Here is an 18,962-nt window from a genome sequence, read left to right as displayed (position 1 = left end):
CCCTGTGACCCTTTTAAAATCAAATTCTTAATTTTTGAAAATGATTTTTAGAATTTTTTATGTAAGGTGCGCTTATTCTTTATTTGAGCCTCTTCGCTCCGCTCCCCACCCTTCTATGGAAGGGACCTGCGGTCCCTTAGACTCTGGGGGGGAGGACTTCGCCATGCCGTTACTTGTATAGATATTGGCAGATCCTCCAGCCAAATAATAATCTCAATGCTTCATAAAATGGTAAATCTAAAAAGAATGTAAAGTTCTTTTGGTACTTAGTTTTAAGATCTATTATCGCTTTGTTTAGGTTGTCATAATAGTTGGGGCCTTTTAAATTGATTTTAATTCCTGTTTTGTGTTGTGTAAATAAATCTCCTATTACTTTTTTAGAAGTGGTTTCTGTTGATGATAAAAATATTAGTGGAACATTGTTGAAAAACTGTTCGATTTTTTTAGCATACGAGTTGAATTGCTGTATATCTTTTTCTTGGAAGTATTTGTATAATAATATTTCATAAAGTTCGGAATCTTCAGCTTTGTAAGGTTTAGGATTACCAGTTTGAAATAGTATTCTTTCATAAAAAGGACAATAACTAGGCGGTTCTACTTTTTCAGAGCTCGATAAAGTTTTGATGCAGTTTATACATGGAGTTTTATCTTCTTTCAATAGAGCAAATGTAGAGAAGGCTTTTTCCGAATCTGAAATAAATAGACTTACATAATAGTTGATCAAATTTACAACCCTTTTTGCTTTCCCTTCAAGGTAAGCTTTTGATAAAAAGGATAAAGATTTTTGAAAGTCTTTCTCGTAAGCACTCAAACCCATGTTTATAAACGAATAATCTAATAAGGAATTAGCCACTTTGATCATTTTGTAGGCGTTAAAAAAATCTTTTCTTTTTAGAAAGAATAGGCTGAGAGTTAAATATACTAAACCATTTTTTGGGTGTGTATTGATTAGTTCAGTAAAATATTTATTTGAGTCCTCGTCATCACGTATGATTTTCAAAAAACCCATGTTTATCTTAGAGTCTAAGTCACTTTTTCTTTCAAAAAATTTTTCGGCCTTTTGAAAATCATTTCTGAATAGGTGCATCATGCCAAATTGATTTGAATATTCTTGAAGAGATTTGTGACTTAACCTGATTTCAAAAAAATTCGACAATTTCTCGTTCGATAGATCTATATCGTAAATTATCAAATCTAACCAATTATTTATATTGTTTATTGAGACACTTAATTTTTCTATTTCGTAATCAGCCTCATATATGGTTTTAGTTGTTTTCTTTTTTTGCTGTGTGTCAGGTTTTCTTATGCCTTTTTTTTCTAATTCTTTTTCGATTTCTTCTTTTATTTTGTATAAATTTCGCAATTTATCTTCTGCATTATTATTTTCATTAGTCAATTTTTTCACTCCTATCCAAAGTAAAACTGAAATAAGAATCCTTTCCAATAATTATATGATCGTTCATGTTGATACCTAAGATCTCACCAGAATCCATAATTTTTTTGGTAATGTCCCTATCGTGCATGCTCGGTGTGGGATCCCCTGATGGGTGATTGTGTACTAAAATAAAAGATACTGCATTGTACATTATAGCTTCTCTAAAAATATCTCGCGGGTGAGCAATTGACATATTTACCGTTCCGTTGGAAATATCTTTGATAGTAATGATGTGGAGTTTAGAATCTAAAAAAATAGCTCTTACAGTTTCTGTGCTGAGATATATCATGTCCTCACAAACATGGTATGCTTCTTCTGGAGAGGTTACCTTTTGATACTTTTGACGCAATTTTTGAAGGTGATATCTTTTGCCTATTTCTAACGCAGCTTTTAGATTTATTGCTCCAACTTTTCCTACTCCTTTTTCTTTTGATATTTCTTCAAGTGATATATCGACCAATTCACTCAATGTTTTATACTTTTTTAATATTTGTTCGGAAACATCAAATACGTTATAATTTCTAACTCCATGTCTTAAAATGATGGCTATAAGTTCCTGGTCTGTGAGAGATTGGGGCCCATATTTTTCTAGTTTCTCTCTTGGTTTTAGTTGATCTTCCATTACTCTCTCCTTTTCGGCTTTTGATAGGAATTTTGGAATATTTGAAATGTTTTTATGAGGTTGCTAACATATGTCTCAATTGCCAGTATAATTTTGCAATAGGTAGACCCATTATGTTGTAGTAATCACCTTCAATTTTTTTGACAAAAACAGCGGCAAAATCTTGAATAGCATAGGCTCCCGCTTTGTCATATACGTTGTTATTTTTTATATAAAAGTCTATCACTTCTTCATCCAATTTGTAAAAAGTTACTTTCGAAACTTCATAAAAGGAAGAGAATTTTTCCATTGATCTTAAAGTTACTCCTGTGTAAACACAATGAGTTTTATTCGATAATGTTTGAAGCATTTCGAAAGCTTCATCGTAATTGTGAGGCTTTCCAAATATTTTTCCATCCAAAGTTACTATAGTATCAGCCGTTATGAGAAGTTCTCTATCTGAAATTTCTATATTTTTACTTTTTTTATATGAAATTTCTTGTACAATTTCAGAAGGTGTCGTAGAGTTATAAGTTTCATCAGTATTAGCTGTTCTGATCGTAAAATTTTTTGTTATTAATTTTAAAAGTTCTTGTCTTCGTGGGGATGAGGATCCTAAAACCAATTCAACTTTTGAATCTATCAAGGTTCACACTCCTTAAAATATAACTCACAATTGCTCCGTTTATGAATGCCGTTATTATACCGAAAAAAAGCATGTAAGGGTAATACCAAAAAATATTAGGTGATTTAACAATAAAAAGACTGGCTATAATTAATTGTACAGTGTTGCTGAAAAAGGCTCCAATTTCACTAATTCCTAAAATACCAAATTTGTTGGTAATTTTGAAAGATAAGGACATAAATAAAGCACTGGCGAGTGATCCTCCCAATCCCATCCAAAAGACGGGAGATAAAAACCTTCCACTTATTATTGAACCAAGCAAAGTTTTTAACAAAGCTATGTACAAGGTATTAGTAATGCTAATTCCACTCACTACAGACAACAACAAAGGGAAGTTAGAAAACCCCCATCTCGCACCAGGCACTGAAACAGGCATGGGTAAAAAGGATTCAACATAGTAAATTGCGGAGGCTAATGCGGTTAAAATAGATATATATGATATTGTTTTTGTTCTTTTTACCATGTATAGATATCAATCCCCGTGTCATCTGCGTTACCTAATGGTTTTACAACTATTTCATTTGGAATACAAATAATGGGTTGATTAGGGTTTTCTACCCATCCTGTATTTTCACAGACTTTCAAAGGACATGATGAATCGGTAACTCTAATTCTTTGATCTATGTATTCTACATTCATCAATAACTCACCTTCATCATTTGTTATGCTGTAAGTTCCGTCTTTTGTTATTTGTAAAATTTGCTCCCCTTTTAAGTAAACTTCTGCACCGTTTATGCCCTTTTTTGGATAAGCGTTCATAAAAATCATTACTAAAACTAACAATATTACAACTAAAAGTAGGTACAGATCATTTTTCTTAGTGAATTTCATAAACTCTCACATTTTCTCCCGAAAATAGTCAAAACCACTTGTCTCAGTACTTTCCCCTGTTGGAGATATAATCAAAGCTTGAATGCCAAAATCTGTGAAATAATCTAAGGCAGGGTTATCGTATCCTAAAACGAAAAGAGCCGTAGAAAAGACGTCCGCTATCATCGCTTTTTCTGCAATAACAGTTACACTGGATGCGTTTCCTGCAGGATAACCATCTTCTGGATCTAATATATGATGATATTTTTTACCTTCTTCGATAAAAAATCTTTCGTAATCTCCAGATGTTGCAACAGCACCGCTTGTTAAATAAATTGTATCTATCGATTTTAAGGCATCTTGTGAAAAAGGGTCCCTTATCCCTATAACCCAGGCAAGTTCTCCAAACTTTGGACCTATTATTCCAATATCTCCCCCCGCATCGACAAAACCTGTAGCTCCAGGATCTATTTCCTTAATTTTTTGTATAACTAAATCAATTGCGTATCCTTTAGCTATTCCTCCTAAGTCTACTTCGACACCATCTTTTAGTAAAGAAATTTCTCTCTTTTCTTCATCAATTTTTATGAATCTATAATCAACGTTTTCTAATGTTCTATTGATTTCTTCTTGGATTGGAACTTTTTTTGGAGAATTTATGTCATCAAATCCCCACAATTTAAGTAAAGGTCTCACTGTAGGGTCGAAAGCCCCACCAGTTATTACTGCATAATTGTAGGTAGCTTGAAATAAAAATAATCCCTCTTCGTCGACTTCAACCTTTCTGTCAGTATTTAATTTTTGGATTATACTACCTTCGACGTTGGGACTAAATTTGTTGTGTAATCTGTACAACTCTTGTTCTGCTGTATTCAACAAAACATTTGAAGATACTTTATCCCCTGCTACTTTTACCCTTACAATAGTGCCAAGTACTGGGAACTCTTTTTCTTCGTAAACTGGGGTCGGCTTAGAAAATAACAACAAAGATAACAAAAGTACTCCTACACCAAGTGCAGCTATATAAAGATATACTCTTAAACTATGCATATTTTTCTGCCGCAATTTTTACACTCTCCGTTTTCATTCAGATTTTCAATTTTTATGTCGTATCCTTTTCTTTGAATAAGGAGTGCTCCACAATCTGGACAATAAGTATTTTCGTATGTTGAAGACAAAATGTTTCCAAGATATACAAAATTGAGATATTTTTTTGCAAGCTCATAGGTTTTTTCTAAAAAGGTAATATCTGTCGGTGATTCGTTATATTTATATGCAGGAAAATATCTAGATAAATGAAGAGGAATATCTTTAGAAATGTTTGCCAACCATGAAAACTCTTCTTCTAGTTCATCTAAATTATCGTTTACTTTTGGAACCACCAGTGTTGTAACTTCAACGTGAATGCCTTCTTCATAGGCTATTTTTATCGTTTTTTTAACAGGTTCTAATCCCCCTTTTAATAGTTTCATATAATTCTTATCATTGTATACTTTTAGGTCTATATTCATCGCGTCTATATATTGTAGCATAAGTCTCAAGGGTTTTTCATTTATGAATCCGTTTGTTACTAAAACATTGTAGTTGTCCGGATTAGCGTACTTCACCTGCCTTGATGAATCTAAAACGAATTCATACCAAACTATCGGTTCGGAATATGTATACGCAACACCCCGAACGCCATAATTATCAATCAAAGATGGAATAGCGCTGGGATATATTTTCTTTTGATATTCAGGTTTCATATGTGCAATTTCGTAATTTTGACAAAAAGGGCATTTTAAATTACAGCCCCAGGTCCCCAGAGAAAGGATTTTTTCACCCGGATGAAAATGAAAAAGTGGTTTTTTCTCCATCGGATCAAGAGCCATACTGGTAACGTCCCCATAATTCAATGAATACATCTCACCTTTTACATTTTGCCTAACCCTACATATCCCTGTTTTGCCAGGATATAATATACATTGGTGCGGACATAAGGTACATTTCAAAATATCATCTTTAAATTCCTCATAAAACAAGGAATTGATTTTCATTTACTTCACCTTCTATTAATATTTAAAAAAACCTTTCCACAGTGAATTTATATATTTCTATTGGTTCATTTTTATAAATACCCGCTTTTAATTTTACTATTCTCAATTGTTCTTCTACGGTATCAACTCCTTCCAAGTCAGGTAGAAGAACACCTCTTTTGTAACCACTTTTAACAACTATTCCGAAGATTTTGGGATCTAGCTCAATAATATCGTTAACTTTTTCTAAATCGGATAGAACATCAACAGAAATAACTAGATCGTCTAATTCTTTTGGCGAAAGAGGAGGGAACCGCGGATCACTTGTGGCAGCAGAGATCGCATTTTCTCTTATTTCCATGATTAAATTATCGTAAACGGGCATAATGGTACCAATACAACCTCTCAATTCTCCAGAGCTTTTGTGAAGGCTCACAAAGCAACCTCTTTTTTTGTTAAACAAATCTTTTGGAAGAGTTTCATCAAAATCTATTTTTCTCTTTTCTTTTACATACGCTTCAATCACTTTTCTTGCCCAAACTACATAAGGATGATGTTCATTCAATATTATCACCTCTTTAAATTTCAAAACATTCAAGGCGAATTTCATTCATAACATTTATTAAATTATAAAGTAAACTTTATTTTTCATTGGTGCATTATAATATATTTTCAAGCGAACACATTAAAAAAAAAATAATTATAGAGTAGCAAGGAGAAAAATAAATATGACAAAATATGCAAAAACAAGGTTTCTCTCAATTTTAGAGGCTGGTTCATACAACGCGTTCTTTATCGGTACACAAGGGTTTATTTTTACATCTATTGCTCTATACTTTAACGCATCTCCTCTTTTTATATCAATTATGACCTCTTTTCCTATTATAGCACAGATGTTTCAGATTTTCTCTTCACGAATCAACCAATTCATTGGTTCTAAGAAGAAAAGCCTTGTAATAAACGCCTTTATATCGAGGACTTTATTCGTTTTATTGCCCATTTTCATATTTTTTGATGTGAGATCTGAGTATATTATGTTAATTATTATTCTTTTATTTTCTTTTTTTGGAACATTCGTGGGCAACACTTGGACGGTTTTAATTAGAAGCGTAGTTCCTTTTGAACAAAGAGGTAAATATTTCGGACTTCGTAATATATTCGCTTCCATAACTGGTATAATTATGTTGTATCTTTATTCAATGTTTTTAGAATTTCCAAACTTTAAAACAGGGTTGTTGCTGGTTACAAGTTTTATGGCAATTTTCTCTGTTCTTTCAGCTTTTTTGTTAGTGAAACATGAATTTCCTGAAGAAAGCGAAAAAATTTCTTCCGTTAACTTAAACATTTTTACTCCCTTTAAAGATAGAAACTTTAAAAATTTTCTCTTATTTATGTTTGTTTGGAGTTTTGCCATAGAATTTGTAAGGCCTTATTTTGCTTATTATGAAGTGGCAATTTTGAATATAAATTATCAATTCCTTGGGAATATGGGAATAATAACAAGCGTTATTTCTGTTTTTTTGTATTTGTTTTATGGTATAGTGGCAGACAGGTTTGGCAGCAAAAACGTTCTAAGCTTGGGAATTTTGTTGTCAACTTTTAGCCCAATGATGTACTTTTTAATGAATGAAAGTAATTATAGGAGTATTTTATTATTAAATGCAATTTTTGCGGCGTTCGCTTGGTCGGCGATAAATTTAGCCATTTTCAACTTACTCTTAGAAATATCCAAAGAACCATCCGAAAATTATATCGCTGCCAACTCTTTCGTTGCAGGTATTGCCGCTATTTTCGGCTCGTTGAGTGGGGGTTTTTTAGCAAACCATCTCGAAAATATAGAAATCAATTTTATGGGGGACCCCTATCATGGGATTCAATTAATTTTTATTATAGGGTTCGTATTAAGAATCATATCTGTTATTCTATTAACTGAAGTTGAGGCAATGGAAAAGCCCATCAGATATAAAGGAATATTCTCCCCCGAGGCAGCATTGTTTAAAAGAAGAGAAATCAATTTTCCCTTTGATTTTTTCCGAAGGAACGGTAAGAAAGTCAAAAAAAATGAACTTCCCCTTTCAGCTGATTTAGAAAAGGAAGAAAAGAGTCAAGTGGTTCCAGAAGTTCCAGAAGAGGGAAAGAGTCAAGTAGTTCCAAATAACAATAAAGAATAAAATGAACCTTAGGTCTTTTCCTTAAATGGGGAGAGTTACTATTTCATAAAAAATTTAGGAGGTTGCCTTAATGGATATTGGAAAAAGATATATGCCGCACGAACTTGAAAATAAATGGTATAAGCTTTGGGAAGAAAACCATTCCTTTGAACCAAAGCCAGGGAATGGTAAGTTTAGTATAGTCATTCCTCCTCCAAATATTACAGGAAGAATACACATTGGTCATGCTTTGAATATCGTTCTTCAAGATATTTCCGTGAGATATAATAGAATGAAAGGTAAAGAAACAGTTTGGATACCCGGAGAAGATCATGCGGGTATAGCCACACAACATGTTGTTGAAAAATATCTTTTAAAAGAAGAAGGTAAAAGAAGAGAAGATTATACTAGAGAAGAATTTTTAAAAATTACTTGGGATTGGGCAAACAAATATCGTAATCACATACGTGAACAGATAAAAGCATTGGCAGCTTCTGTCGACTGGAGCAGAGAAAGATTCACTTTAGATGAAGGACTCAACCAAGCGGTAAGAAAGGTCTTTGTGTCCTTGTACAACGATGGTTTAATATACAAAGGAAAGTATATAGTAAATTGGTGTCCTTCCTGCGGAACCGTTTTGGCAGACGACGAAGTTGAGCACAGTGAAGAAAAAGGCAAGCTTTGGTATATAAAATATCCTTTGGAAAATACTCAAAACTATGTAACTGTCGCAACTACCAGACCTGAAACTATGTTAGGAGATACAGCACTGGCTGTTAATCCTTCAGATGAAAGGTATAAAGATTTAATCGGTGAAACGGCTATTTTACCAATTGTTGGTAGGAAATTGAAAATTATAGCCGATCCTTACGTAGATACAAACTTTGGTACAGGTGTCGTCAAGGTTACCCCCGCCCATGATCCAAATGATTACCAAATTGGTTTAAGGCATGACTTGGAAAGAATACAAATTATAGATGAAAATGCAAAAATAAACGAAAATGGTGGAAAGTACGCAGGATTAGACAGGTATATAGCCAGAGAAAGAATAGTCGAGGACTTGAAGAAAGAGGGATTATTAGAAAAAGAGGAAGATTATACTCATTCTGTAGGTCATTGTTACAGATGTGATACCGTTATAGAACCTCTCCTTTTAGATCAATGGTTTGTTAAAATGAAACCCTTAGCAGAAAAAGCTATACAAGTGGTTGAAAATGATGAAATAAAATTTTACCCTGAAAGATGGAAGAAAGTGTATCTCAACTGGATGTATGAAATAAGGGATTGGTGTATATCAAGACAACTATGGTGGGGTCATAGAATCCCCGTTTGGTATTGCCAAAATTGTGGACATGTCAACGTATCCGTGGAAGACGTTAAAAAGTGTGAAAAATGCGGATCCACGGATTTAAAACAAGATGAGGATGTACTTGATACCTGGTTTTCTTCTGCTCTTTGGCCCTTTTCTACCATGGGATGGCCTGAAGAAACGGAAGATCTGAAAAAATATTATCCAACCGATTTGTTAGTTACTGGATTTGACATAATCTTTTTTTGGGTTGCAAGAATGATAATGATGGGAGAAAAGTTCATGGGCGAGAAGCCCTTTCATGATGTGTACCTGCACCAACTAGTAAGGGACAAATATGGAAGAAAGATGTCTAAATCGTTAGGCAACGGTTTAGATCCCTTAGAAGTAATTAACGAATACGGGACAGATCCGGTTAGATTTACTTTAGCGGTTTTAGCTGCTCAAGGAAGAGATATTAAATTGGATGTTGGTTCATTTGATGCCTACAGAAGGTTTGCAAATAAAATATGGAACGCTACTAGATTTGTACTTTTAAACATGGAAGACCACGAGAAAATCGAACTTAAAGAAGAAGATTTGAAAATCGAGGACAAATGGATTTTAAGTAGATTGAATTCTACAATACTAGAAATCTCGAAAGATTTAGAAGATTACAACTACGATCAAGCTGCAAGAAAACTGTACGATTTTTTCTGGAATGAATTATGTGATTGGTATATAGAAGCCTCAAAAAATAGGTTAAATTCGAGTGGTAACGATAAATTGATAGTACAAAACGTTATCTTGCAAGTCTTTGATTCTTCATTACGCTTATTACATCCTTTTATGCCTTATATATCAGAAGAACTATGGCAAAAATTGCCTATTGAAAAAGATTCTGAGTTACTGATAAGCGCCAAATGGCCAGAGTATAACGAGAATAATATTTATCCTGAAGCTGAAAAAGTATTTTCAAAGGTTATGGAGTTAGTAAGTGGTATAAGGAACGTTAAAGCCGAAATGGACATACCCCAAACACAAGAGGTTGAAGTAAAATACAAAATTGTAGCAAAAAACGACGATTTTATAGAAAAAAACATAAAACTAATTGAACATTTAGCTTTTTTGAAAGGTATAACTCAAACCGAAGTGAAACCGGCAAAATCTGCCACTGCTTATGTAGATGAAAGTGTAGAAGTTTACATACCTTTAGGCGAATATATAGACGTTGATACAGAAAAACAAAGATTAACAAAAAAATTGGAAAAGCTATCAAAAGATATAGAACTGTATAATAAAAAATTATCGAATAAAAATTTTGTTGAAAAGGCCGATCCAGATGTAGTAGAAAAAACTAAAGAAGATTTGAAGGAAAGTGAGAAAAAATATCAAAAATTACAAGCACTCTTAAAGGAGCTTAGTTAGATGGAATTTACCAATTTAGTTGACTATCTTTATCAAAGAGGAGCAGCAAATTTCAAAGTAAAGTTGGGTCTAGAAAGGATAGATGAATTAAGTAAACGCATTGGAAGTCCACAGAACACGTTCAAAAGTATACACATTACAGGTACCAATGGAAAAGGAAGTGTTACCAGTGCGATTTCACGGATTTTAAGGTTAAATGGAATGAAAGTTGGGACCTTTATATCCCCACATTTGGTTTCATTAACAGAGAGAATAAAAGTGAATGGAGAAAACATTTCTGAAAGAGAATTTGTGGAGATATATAATGAAATTGAAGAAGAAGTAAAAACAATGGATCTGAAAGGTGAAGAATATGCCCCGTCATTCTTTGAAATCACAACAGCTATGGCTTTTAAGTATTTTGAAAAGCAAAAAGTTGATGTAGGCGTTTTTGAAGTAGGGTTAGGTGGAAGATTGGATGCTACTAATATTATTAATTCCGACGTTTCAGTCATAACCTCTATATCTAAAGACCATACCAAAACTTTAGGCGATACTATTGAAGCTATAGCTTACGAAAAAGCCGGTATCATAAAGAAAAACAATTTTTTGGTATTGGGAAATATAGACGAAAGCCCTAAAAAAGTTATCCTAAATAAAGCTAAAGAAGTCAATGCAGAAAAGATTTATGAACATGGGAAAGATTTTTATTCTATCAACCATAGATATTTTATTAACAATAATATGTTAGATTATCATGGACTCAATTATGAAATTAAAAATCTGATTTTTGGTGCAAACGGGTCATTTCAGATGGAAAATGTTACAACATCTTTGGCAGCAACAGAGGCGTTCATGCAAAAATTCGGGAAAACTTTGTCTATCGAAAAAGTCCGAGAAGCCATGGAAAAATTCTTTTGGGAAGGAAGGTTTGAGTACACAGAAATAAACGGTAAAAAGATAGTTTTCGACGGTGCACACAATTTTGCCGCTGCCCAGCAATTAGAAAAAAGTGTCAATCTTTACTTTCCTACTCAGAAGAAAATTGCCCTGATTGGGATATTGGACGATAAAGACTACGAAAAAATGTCTCAAATTTTTGCTTCGGTATTTGATAAAATTATTGTAACATCGGTTCCTTCTGAAAGGGGAAGACATCCTGAATTAATATATAAAGAATTTAAAAAGCATACTAAAAATGTTGAGTTTATAAAAGACCCTTCAGAAGGCTTCAATAAACTTTTATCAGAAAAAAGCGATATTTATTTTGTCACGGGTTCTTTGTATCTACTTGGAAAAATGAAAGAATTAATGTCCACTAATCTAGTGGCATTGTAGATATCTTTTATTGAGGTATATAATATGATAAGAAAAATTAACGCAACAATTGAAGATTTTGAGGACGAAAAAGTTCTAATTAAAATTGGAGCTTTAACTTTGGAAGCTTATCCTTCGTTGAACGTTATAAGATACTTTAAAAAAGGTGACCAATACGAATTCTTCGCTTCCCTAGAAATAAGTGAATGGAACACATCACTTTATATTTTTAAAGATAAAATAGAAAGAGATGTTTTTGAAAGTTTAAAGAAAGTTTCAAAAATCGGACCAAGAATTGCATCAAAAATCCTTAGAAAAACGGATGCAGAAGAATTTATACAGATGATAAACTCACAGGACACTGCTCTTCTTTCAAGCTTACCTGGCATAGGTAAGAAAACAGCAGAAAGACTAATATCTGAACTTTCCGATTCTTTCAGGGTCTTTTCAGCTGGGGCTGGCACTCAATCGTATGGAAATAATAACGTAAAAGAAGCTATAGAAGCTTTAGAAACTCTTGGATTTCAAAGATATGAAATTATGAAGGTCATAGGCCAACTTGACTTAGAAGAACTGAAAACAGAAGAGATAATTAAAGAATGCCTTACAAGGCTGTAGCTATTTCCTTGTAGGTGAGCTAGAAAGGAGGAGGTAGATATAAAAGTATTAATACTTGCCGCTGGGCAAGGAAAACGAATGAAATCAAAGATCCCAAAAGTTGCACATAAAATTCTCGATAAACCAATGATAAATTGGGTTATCGATGTTGCAAAAGAGATAACCGACGAAATCGGGATAGTTCTAGGAAATGGTAAAGATCTAGTAAAAGAATTGTTGGATGAAAATGTTAAAATTTTTGAGCAAAAAGAAAGATTGGGAACGGGTCACGCTGTTCTCTGTGCTGAACAATTTCTCGATGATAACGATATCTTGATACTTTACGGCGACGTGCCTTTTATTTCTTACCATACCCTGAATACTCTCGTTGAAAAACATCTAAAAGATGATAACAGTTCGACTATTCTATCAGTAAGACTAGAGGATCCAACTGGTTATGGACGCATAATAAAAAACGAAGATAAATTTGTTAAAATAGTCGAAGAAAAAGATGCCGATACTTTTGAAAAGCAAATAAAAGAAGTTTATACAGGTATTGCTGTTTACAAAGGAGAACAATTAAAAAAAGCCTTACACCATATCACCCCACAAAATGCCCAAGGAGAATATTATTTGACCGATGTTTTTGAGCATATGGAAAAAGTTGGTGTGGTAGAATTAGAAAATGAAATAGAAGTTATGGGCATAAACGATAGGATACAGTTAGCAGAGGCTGAAAAAAAGATAAGAAAAGAAATTTTAAAGAAACACATGTTAAATGGAGTTACAATACAGGATCCAGATTCCACATACATCTCCGCCGATGTAAGTATTGGCCCTGATACAATAATTTATCCTCAAACATTTATATATGGAAAAACGACCATTGGCGAAGATTGTGAAATAGGTCCACTAACGAGGATCAAAGATTGTATCATAGAAGATAAGGTGAAAATAATTCGATCAGAATGCGAATTAAGTAGAATACAAAAAAATGTTTCAATAGGTCCTTTTTCAAGGCTGAGAGAAGGAACAGAATTACAAGAAAACGTTAAAATAGGCAATTTTGTTGAAACTAAGAAAACGAAGATATCCTGCAACAGCAAAGCACAACATTTAACTTATTTGGGCGACACTTATGTTGGAAAAGATGTAAATGTTGGTGCAGGGACTATAACATGTAACTATGATGGTAAGAAAAAGAACAAGACCTTTATAGATGATGGAGCCTTCATTGGAAGTAACACCTCTTTAGTTGCACCTGTTAATGTTGGTAAAAATTCTCTTATTGGAGCGGGTTCTGTAATAACAAAAGATGTGCCAGATAATGCTTTAGCTTTAGCAAGATCACATCAAATAAACAAAGAAAATTGGGTGTTAAAAAGGAATTCAGAAAATGTTGAGAAGGGAGTATAAAGATGCCAACTAACGAGAATCAATTCAAGGTATTTGCAGGAAATTCTAACCCTCCTTTGGCAAAAAAAATCGTAGAATACATGGGTACAAGATTGGGGGACTGTGAGGTATCAACTTTTGCAGATGGTGAAGTAAACGTAAAAATTAACGAAACAGTCAGAGGATTCGACGTATACATAATTCAATCCATAGCCCCTCCCGTCAATAATAATATCATGGAGTTATTGATAATGATAGATGCCTTAAGAAGGGCTTCAGCTGCATCTATATCTGCTATAATTCCATACTTTGGGTATGCTCGTCAAGATAGAAAAGCAAGGGGTAGGGATCCAATCACTGCAAAGCTTGTCGCTAACTTAATTACAACCGCGGGAGCGACAAGGGTAGTGACAATAGATCTTCATGCCGAGCAAATCCAAGGGTTCTTTGATATACCAGTTGATAACCTTTGGAGCTTTCCTATTTTCTCAAGATATTTTTTAGAAGAAATGAAATTGACACAAAACGAAACCGTGGTAGTTTCCCCAGATGTTGGTGGGGTAAAAAGAGCTAGAAAGTTTGCCCAAAAACTAGGTTGTTCTCTAGCCATTCTAGACAAAAGGAGGCCGAAAGATAACGTTGCAGAAGTAATCAACGTAATAGGAGAAGTAGAAGGGTCCAATTGTATAATATTTGATGATATAATAGATACCGGTGGATCCCTTGTAGCTGCTGCTGAAACTCTACATAATAAAGGTGCAAAAAAGATTATTGCCGCAGCCACACATGGTATATTCTCACTCAATGCTGTTGAAAAATTGCAAAATTCAAGTATTGATAAAATAATTGTTACAGATACAATATATCATAAAGAATTGCCTGACAAATTTGTGGAACTTAAATCCTCTGAACTTTTGGGAGAAGCGATAGTCAGAATAAGAAAAAATTTATCTGTTAGTATACTTTTCAGATAATTAACGGTTGGGGAGCGGGGTGAAAGGGTTTTAAACCAAGTTTTTATAAGTAAGATTTTGATCTTAAAAGGGTCACAGGGCGAAGCCCTTTTGCTGATTTATGCAAAATGATTTGTTTTGCAGTGTTTTAGAAATGTTTCCCAAAATCTCGTTTGCTACGCAAACGATGTACCACGATGTACCACGCAAATGATGTACGGGGATCTTAAGGGGTTTACCCCTTAACGTTTGGCGAAGGGGCGCTATATATAACGTTTTTGGAGATATTAATAAAGACAAATGGTTAGGAGGTTATTGTATGGCAACAGTTTTCAAAATGAATGTTAATAGAAGAGATTCAAAGGTCAAGGCAAAGAAATTCAGAAATGAAAAATTAATTCCAGCAGAAGTATACGGGCCAGCTTTAAAGGAAAACAAACATATAAATATTCCATATAAAGAACTGGAGAGTATGTTAGAAAAAGTTTCTGAGACTACTTTGATTGAACTCAATGTAAAGGGAGAAGATAGCGAAGAAAAATTCACTTGCTTCGTAAAGTCAGTTCAAAGGCATAAAGTATCTGATCAGCCAATTCATGTAGATTTTTATGTTCCAGAAGAAGGAAGAAAAATGAATTTGAGGATACCTTTAGAATTTGAAGGTGAACCCATTGGAGTTACACAAGGGGGTTATTTAAATACCTACGTTCATGAAATACCCGTTGCGATTCTACCTTCGGATATCGTTGATTCAATAAAAGTGGATATCTCTGCGTTAAAACTAGGTGAATCTTTATCCGTTTCAGATATTAAAAGTCTTCTTCCAAAAAGTGCAGAATCACTTCTTGAAGACGAAGAACTTGTCATTAGTGTAATTGAACCGAAGTCAGCAGAAGTGACTGAAGAGACGCAAGAAGAAGAAATAACCGAACCTGAAGTAATACAAGAAAAATCAACTCAAGACATGAAGGAAGAATAAAAAGTGAGAAATTTGGTAATAGGTTTAGGAAATCCTGGCCCGCGTTATGTTTTTACAAAACATAACGTGGGTTTTTTAGCTTTAGATAAATATGAAGAAGCCAAAAAAAATATATCGAATATAAAAAAAATATCCGGTAAGAACTTTGAAGGCTTTTCTATAGAAAACGATATTTTCATTAAACCGTTAACTTATATGAATGCAAGTGGAGAAGTGTTACCATATGTTTTTAAAAAATTTGGTAAAATAGATGAAAGTTTAGTAATAATTTACGATGATATTTGGTTGGACTTAGGTGAAATTCGTATAAGAAAAAGCGGCTCTGATGGGGGTCACAACGGATTAAAATCAATAATAGCCATTTTAAAAAGTACCGATTTCCCTCGAATAAGAATAGGTATAAACAATGGATATGAACATGGATCTGGAAATTTGGCAAACTACGTTTTAAGTCCTTTTACGCAAGAAGAATGGACTGTATTGAACAAAGTACTCGATTATGTTACTATTACAATAGACTTGATTTTAGAAGGCAGAATAAACGAAGCGATGAATAAATTTAACAAAAAGATAATTTAGAACAAAGTTGGAGGAAGGAAATTGAGCAATGGACGAAGAAAAGACAATGCTAGTTAGTAAAGCTCTAGAAGAGATCAGAATAGCAATATTGGAAGAAGATAAATTAAGTGAAATTTTTTTCGAGGATTTTGAAACCGATAGAAATATTGGGAAAATCTTCTTAGGTGTGATTGAAAATAGGGTTCCGAGTTTGGAGGCTTTTTTTGTTAATATTGGATTAGGAAAGAACGGTTTTCTCAGATACAGAGACGTTCTTGATGATCCCAATCAATATAAAGTTGGAGATAAGATTCTAGTTCAGGTAAGGAAAGACGGTGGAACGAGAAAAGGCCCTCAACTTTCTATGCAAATAAGTTTGCCTGGGAAATATTTAGTATACATTCCAAATTCTAATGAAAGTATTGGGATATCTAGAAAAATTCTTCAAGAAAAAGAAAGAATAAGATTGAGGCAAGTTGCAAAAAAAATTCTAATTGATAACGAATCTATAATATTTAGAACTAATTCTGAAGGAATCGATGAAAAAGAAGTAGAAGTAGAATTAAGCGAAATGCGCAAAATGTATAACAGTATTTTACAAAGATTTCATTCTCAAAAAAATCCTGGAGTTTTATACGAAGAAAGTGATTTTCTTGAGTATATATTAAGGGAAAGATTGGATTCTAAAACAAAAAAAATAATCACAGATGACAGACAAATTTTTAGAAAACTAAAAAAAAGTTTGAAAGGTTTCGAACTAAAACCCAAAGTTGAGTTTGTAAGAGGAGATGTTTTTCAGATCCATAATATATACCATCAAATGGAAGAGATCTTTACAAAGAAGATAGAATTATCTGGTGGAGGAACAATTACGGTAGATAGAACGGAAGCTTTAACAGCCATCGATGTAGATTCTGCTGGAAATTTAGAGGGGAAGAATATTGAAGAAACTTCTTTTATTACAAATATGGAAGCAGCCAAAGAAATAGCTAGGCAATTGAAATTAAGGAATATTGGCGGTATGATCGTAGTTGATTTTATTGATATGAAGGACTCTTCGCACAAAAAAACGATTATCAATATTCTAAAAGAAGAATCAAAAAAAGATAAATCAAAGGTTACCATATTGGGATTCACAAACATGGGGTTGTTAGAAATTATTAGGAAAAGAACCACACAACCTCTGGATACCAATGTGTATTCACAATGCCCATTGTGTCATGGAACGGGAAAAATCATAGCCCCTTCTCTTGTGCATGGAAGATTGATAAAAGAATTATTGTCCTCCGCAAAGGAAATAAAAAAAGAAAAAATAAAAGTAATTGAAATCAACGCATTTCACAACCTTTCGGGATATTTAACCCCAGCTTTGACTGAAGAACTGGAAAAACAGTTAAACGTAAAATTAGAAGTTTCTTTTAACTGGCTAAATCCCAATTCTTACAATATTAAATACAAAAAATAACTTATTAGCATGAAAGCGGTGAAATATCATTTTAAAGAAAATATTTTTTTTTGCGATAATTACTCTTTCTATCTTTTTTTTCGTTTCTGGAATATATCTCTCTAATTCAAAAACCAATGATACTGTTGATTTTCTGAGTAGCACTTATGATAGCCAAAAGGAGCCTTTAATACAGTATCTTTCAAATACGCAAGAAGTCAACTCAACCAACAGTCAATCTTTTTTCAAAAAGATTGATGAAAATGGGACGTATCTAACTAAAACAATTCAAACAAACAACAATGAATATGTTTCACTGGCTATTAAGGGGAACCAGTACTATTTGTATTTCATAGACGAAGAAGGCAATATAAGAAAAGAAATGTTCATAGAAAGCGGTCAGGTAAGTATAAATGATTTTGTTTTTTTCAATAATACCTTCACTCTAGTGGGACAAAAAAATGGGAAACCTTACATTTTAAATATATCTGATATGGGGGAAATGAACTGGTCTCTTGTCATCAATTTTCAAGGAGCATTAAACTCAATAAAAAACACCTCTGGGAGTTACATCGTTGGAGGATGGGTAATAGCAAATGGTAACAGTCAAGCGTACATCTCTGAAATAAACCTTACCGGAAAGAAAATTTGGGAAAACATGTATGGAAGGGATAGAGAGGAAAAAATCGTTGATTTAGTAATTGATAATAACAGAATCATAGCCTCAGGTACGTCTAATTCTAATCCAGAAAAACAAAACGACTTATTAATATTAGAATATAGTAGAGAGGGAATATTAATATTTTCAGATGAATATGGTTATACAACTTTTCACGAAAATCCAAATAGTATAACCCAAGATAATGAAGGAAACATATATATAGGGGGATACATTACTACACTCAACGAACAAGAGTGGAAAGGCTTTATAATGAAGATATCGAAAGACCTTGAACAAAAAGACACTATTGAAGTTGAATACTTTGAAACTTTATCTATAAAATCACTTTCTCGTGTTGAAGAAGTAAAAGTTTATAACAATCAGATTTATATGTTGGGAGTATGTGTTGACAATTGGCCAGATTATGACCCATTTTTAAGGATTATAAATCCTAACGGGGTATTAATTGAACAAAAAATTTATGGTACTAACGATCAAGAAATAATCTATTCTTTTGAAATATTACCTGCAGGAGAAATTTTAGGTACGGGGCAGGTAAAAGATTCAAATACTCAAATTTATCCATTAATTATAAAAACTGATTCATCATACTCAATACCTCAAAAAGAAAAGCCCTAAATCTAAATCATTATCAACGAAAGGAGAA

General features: G+C 33.2%; 18 protein-coding genes. 10 read left to right on the top strand and 8 right to left on the bottom strand.

Annotation, left to right across the window (positions count from 1 at the left end; translation table 11 throughout):
* Nucleotides 1–169: 169 nt before the first annotated feature.
* The 8 genes from BZ25_RS03810 to amrA are packed head-to-tail and all read right to left on the bottom strand — an operon-like array spanning nt 170 to nt 6,156.
* Nucleotides 170–1,396 carry a type IV pilus biogenesis/stability protein PilW gene (locus BZ25_RS03810; protein ID WP_121515253.1) on the bottom strand — a complete coding sequence of 409 codons (1,227 nt, stop codon included), beginning with the start codon at nt 1,394–1,396 and terminating at the stop codon, nt 170–172.
* Entirely contained in the window at nt 1,389–2,057 is a 669-nt protein-coding gene (radC, locus tag BZ25_RS03805) for a DNA repair protein RadC (protein WP_012209267.1), read from the bottom strand. The genes BZ25_RS03810 and radC overlap by 8 nt, the downstream gene beginning before the upstream one ends.
* A gap of 52 nt (nt 2,058–2,109) precedes the next feature.
* The gene (locus BZ25_RS03800; protein WP_121515252.1) at nt 2,110–2,682 is read right to left on the bottom strand and encodes a nucleoside triphosphate pyrophosphatase; all 573 of its coding nucleotides are present in this window, start codon (nt 2,680–2,682) and stop codon (nt 2,110–2,112) included.
* Nucleotides 2,663–3,184, bottom strand: coding sequence for a Gx transporter family protein (locus BZ25_RS03795; RefSeq protein ID WP_121515251.1), 522 nt, complete (start codon nt 3,182–3,184; stop codon nt 2,663–2,665). Before BZ25_RS03795 ends, BZ25_RS03800 begins: the two co-directional genes overlap by 20 nt.
* Nucleotides 3,178–3,552 (bottom strand): NusG domain II-containing protein, encoded by a 375-nt coding sequence (locus BZ25_RS03790; RefSeq protein ID WP_121515250.1) that lies wholly within the window; start codon nt 3,550–3,552, stop codon nt 3,178–3,180. Before BZ25_RS03790 ends, BZ25_RS03795 begins: the two co-directional genes overlap by 7 nt.
* 6 nt (nt 3,553–3,558) lie before the next feature.
* Nucleotides 3,559–4,596 carry an FAD:protein FMN transferase gene (locus tag BZ25_RS03785; RefSeq protein WP_121515249.1) on the bottom strand — a complete coding sequence of 346 codons (1,038 nt, stop codon included), beginning with the start codon at nt 4,594–4,596 and terminating at the stop codon, nt 3,559–3,561.
* Entirely contained in the window at nt 4,569–5,567 is a 999-nt protein-coding gene (gene amrS, locus BZ25_RS03780; protein WP_121515248.1) for an AmmeMemoRadiSam system radical SAM enzyme, read from the bottom strand. Before amrS ends, BZ25_RS03785 begins: the two co-directional genes overlap by 28 nt.
* A 22-nt stretch (nt 5,568–5,589) precedes the next feature.
* Nucleotides 5,590–6,156 carry an AmmeMemoRadiSam system protein A gene (gene amrA, locus BZ25_RS03775; RefSeq protein WP_370035177.1) on the bottom strand — a complete coding sequence of 189 codons (567 nt, stop codon included), beginning with the start codon at nt 6,154–6,156 and terminating at the stop codon, nt 5,590–5,592.
* A 118-nt stretch (nt 6,157–6,274) separates the two neighbouring features.
* Between amrA and BZ25_RS03770 the strand changes: the two genes are divergently transcribed.
* The 10 genes from BZ25_RS03770 (at nt 6,275) to BZ25_RS03725 (ending at nt 18,934) form a co-directional block, all read left to right on the top strand.
* A complete protein-coding gene (locus BZ25_RS03770; RefSeq protein WP_121515246.1) occupies nt 6,275–7,717 on the top strand; it encodes an MFS transporter in 1,443 nt (480 codons plus the stop codon).
* A gap of 70 nt (nt 7,718–7,787) precedes the next feature.
* Entirely contained in the window at nt 7,788–10,412 is a 2,625-nt protein-coding gene (locus BZ25_RS03765; protein ID WP_121515245.1) for a valine--tRNA ligase, read from the top strand.
* Entirely contained in the window at nt 10,413–11,729 is a 1,317-nt protein-coding gene (locus BZ25_RS03760) for a folylpolyglutamate synthase/dihydrofolate synthase family protein (RefSeq protein ID WP_121515244.1), read from the top strand.
* A gap of 24 nt (nt 11,730–11,753) precedes the next feature.
* On the top strand, nt 11,754–12,326 hold the full coding sequence (gene ruvA / locus BZ25_RS03755; RefSeq protein ID WP_121515243.1) for a Holliday junction branch migration protein RuvA: 573 nt from the start codon (nt 11,754–11,756) through the stop codon (nt 12,324–12,326).
* Nucleotides 12,327–12,365: 39 nt separating this feature from the next.
* Nucleotides 12,366–13,721 (top strand): bifunctional UDP-N-acetylglucosamine diphosphorylase/glucosamine-1-phosphate N-acetyltransferase GlmU, encoded by a 1,356-nt coding sequence (gene glmU, locus BZ25_RS03750; RefSeq protein ID WP_121515242.1) that lies wholly within the window; start codon nt 12,366–12,368, stop codon nt 13,719–13,721.
* 2 nt (nt 13,722–13,723) lie between these two features.
* Complete coding sequence (locus tag BZ25_RS03745) at nt 13,724–14,674, top strand: ribose-phosphate pyrophosphokinase (RefSeq protein ID WP_121515241.1); 951 nt, start codon at nt 13,724–13,726, stop codon at nt 14,672–14,674.
* A 298-nt stretch (nt 14,675–14,972) separates the two neighbouring features.
* Nucleotides 14,973–15,632 (top strand): 50S ribosomal protein L25, encoded by a 660-nt coding sequence (locus tag BZ25_RS03740; RefSeq protein WP_012209254.1) that lies wholly within the window; start codon nt 14,973–14,975, stop codon nt 15,630–15,632.
* A gap of 3 nt (nt 15,633–15,635) precedes the next feature.
* Nucleotides 15,636–16,211 carry an aminoacyl-tRNA hydrolase gene (gene pth / locus BZ25_RS03735; RefSeq protein ID WP_121515240.1) on the top strand — a complete coding sequence of 192 codons (576 nt, stop codon included), beginning with the start codon at nt 15,636–15,638 and terminating at the stop codon, nt 16,209–16,211.
* A gap of 28 nt (nt 16,212–16,239) precedes the next feature.
* Nucleotides 16,240–17,655: an Rne/Rng family ribonuclease gene (locus BZ25_RS03730; protein ID WP_103065439.1), complete on the top strand. Its 1,416-nt coding sequence runs from the start codon at nt 16,240–16,242 to the stop codon at nt 17,653–17,655.
* 322 nt (nt 17,656–17,977) lie between these two features.
* Nucleotides 17,978–18,934 (top strand): SBBP repeat-containing protein, encoded by a 957-nt coding sequence (locus BZ25_RS03725; RefSeq protein ID WP_121515239.1) that lies wholly within the window; start codon nt 17,978–17,980, stop codon nt 18,932–18,934.
* Nucleotides 18,935–18,962: the final 28 nt, after the last annotated feature.

This window comes from Petrotoga sp. Shatin.DS.tank11.9.2.9.3 (genome assembly GCF_003665005.1).
GTDB classification, from domain to species: domain Bacteria; phylum Thermotogota; class Thermotogae; order Petrotogales; family Petrotogaceae; genus Petrotoga; species Petrotoga mobilis.
Note: the sequence above shows the minus strand (reverse complement) of the source record. Positions and strands in the feature narration are given on the sequence as shown.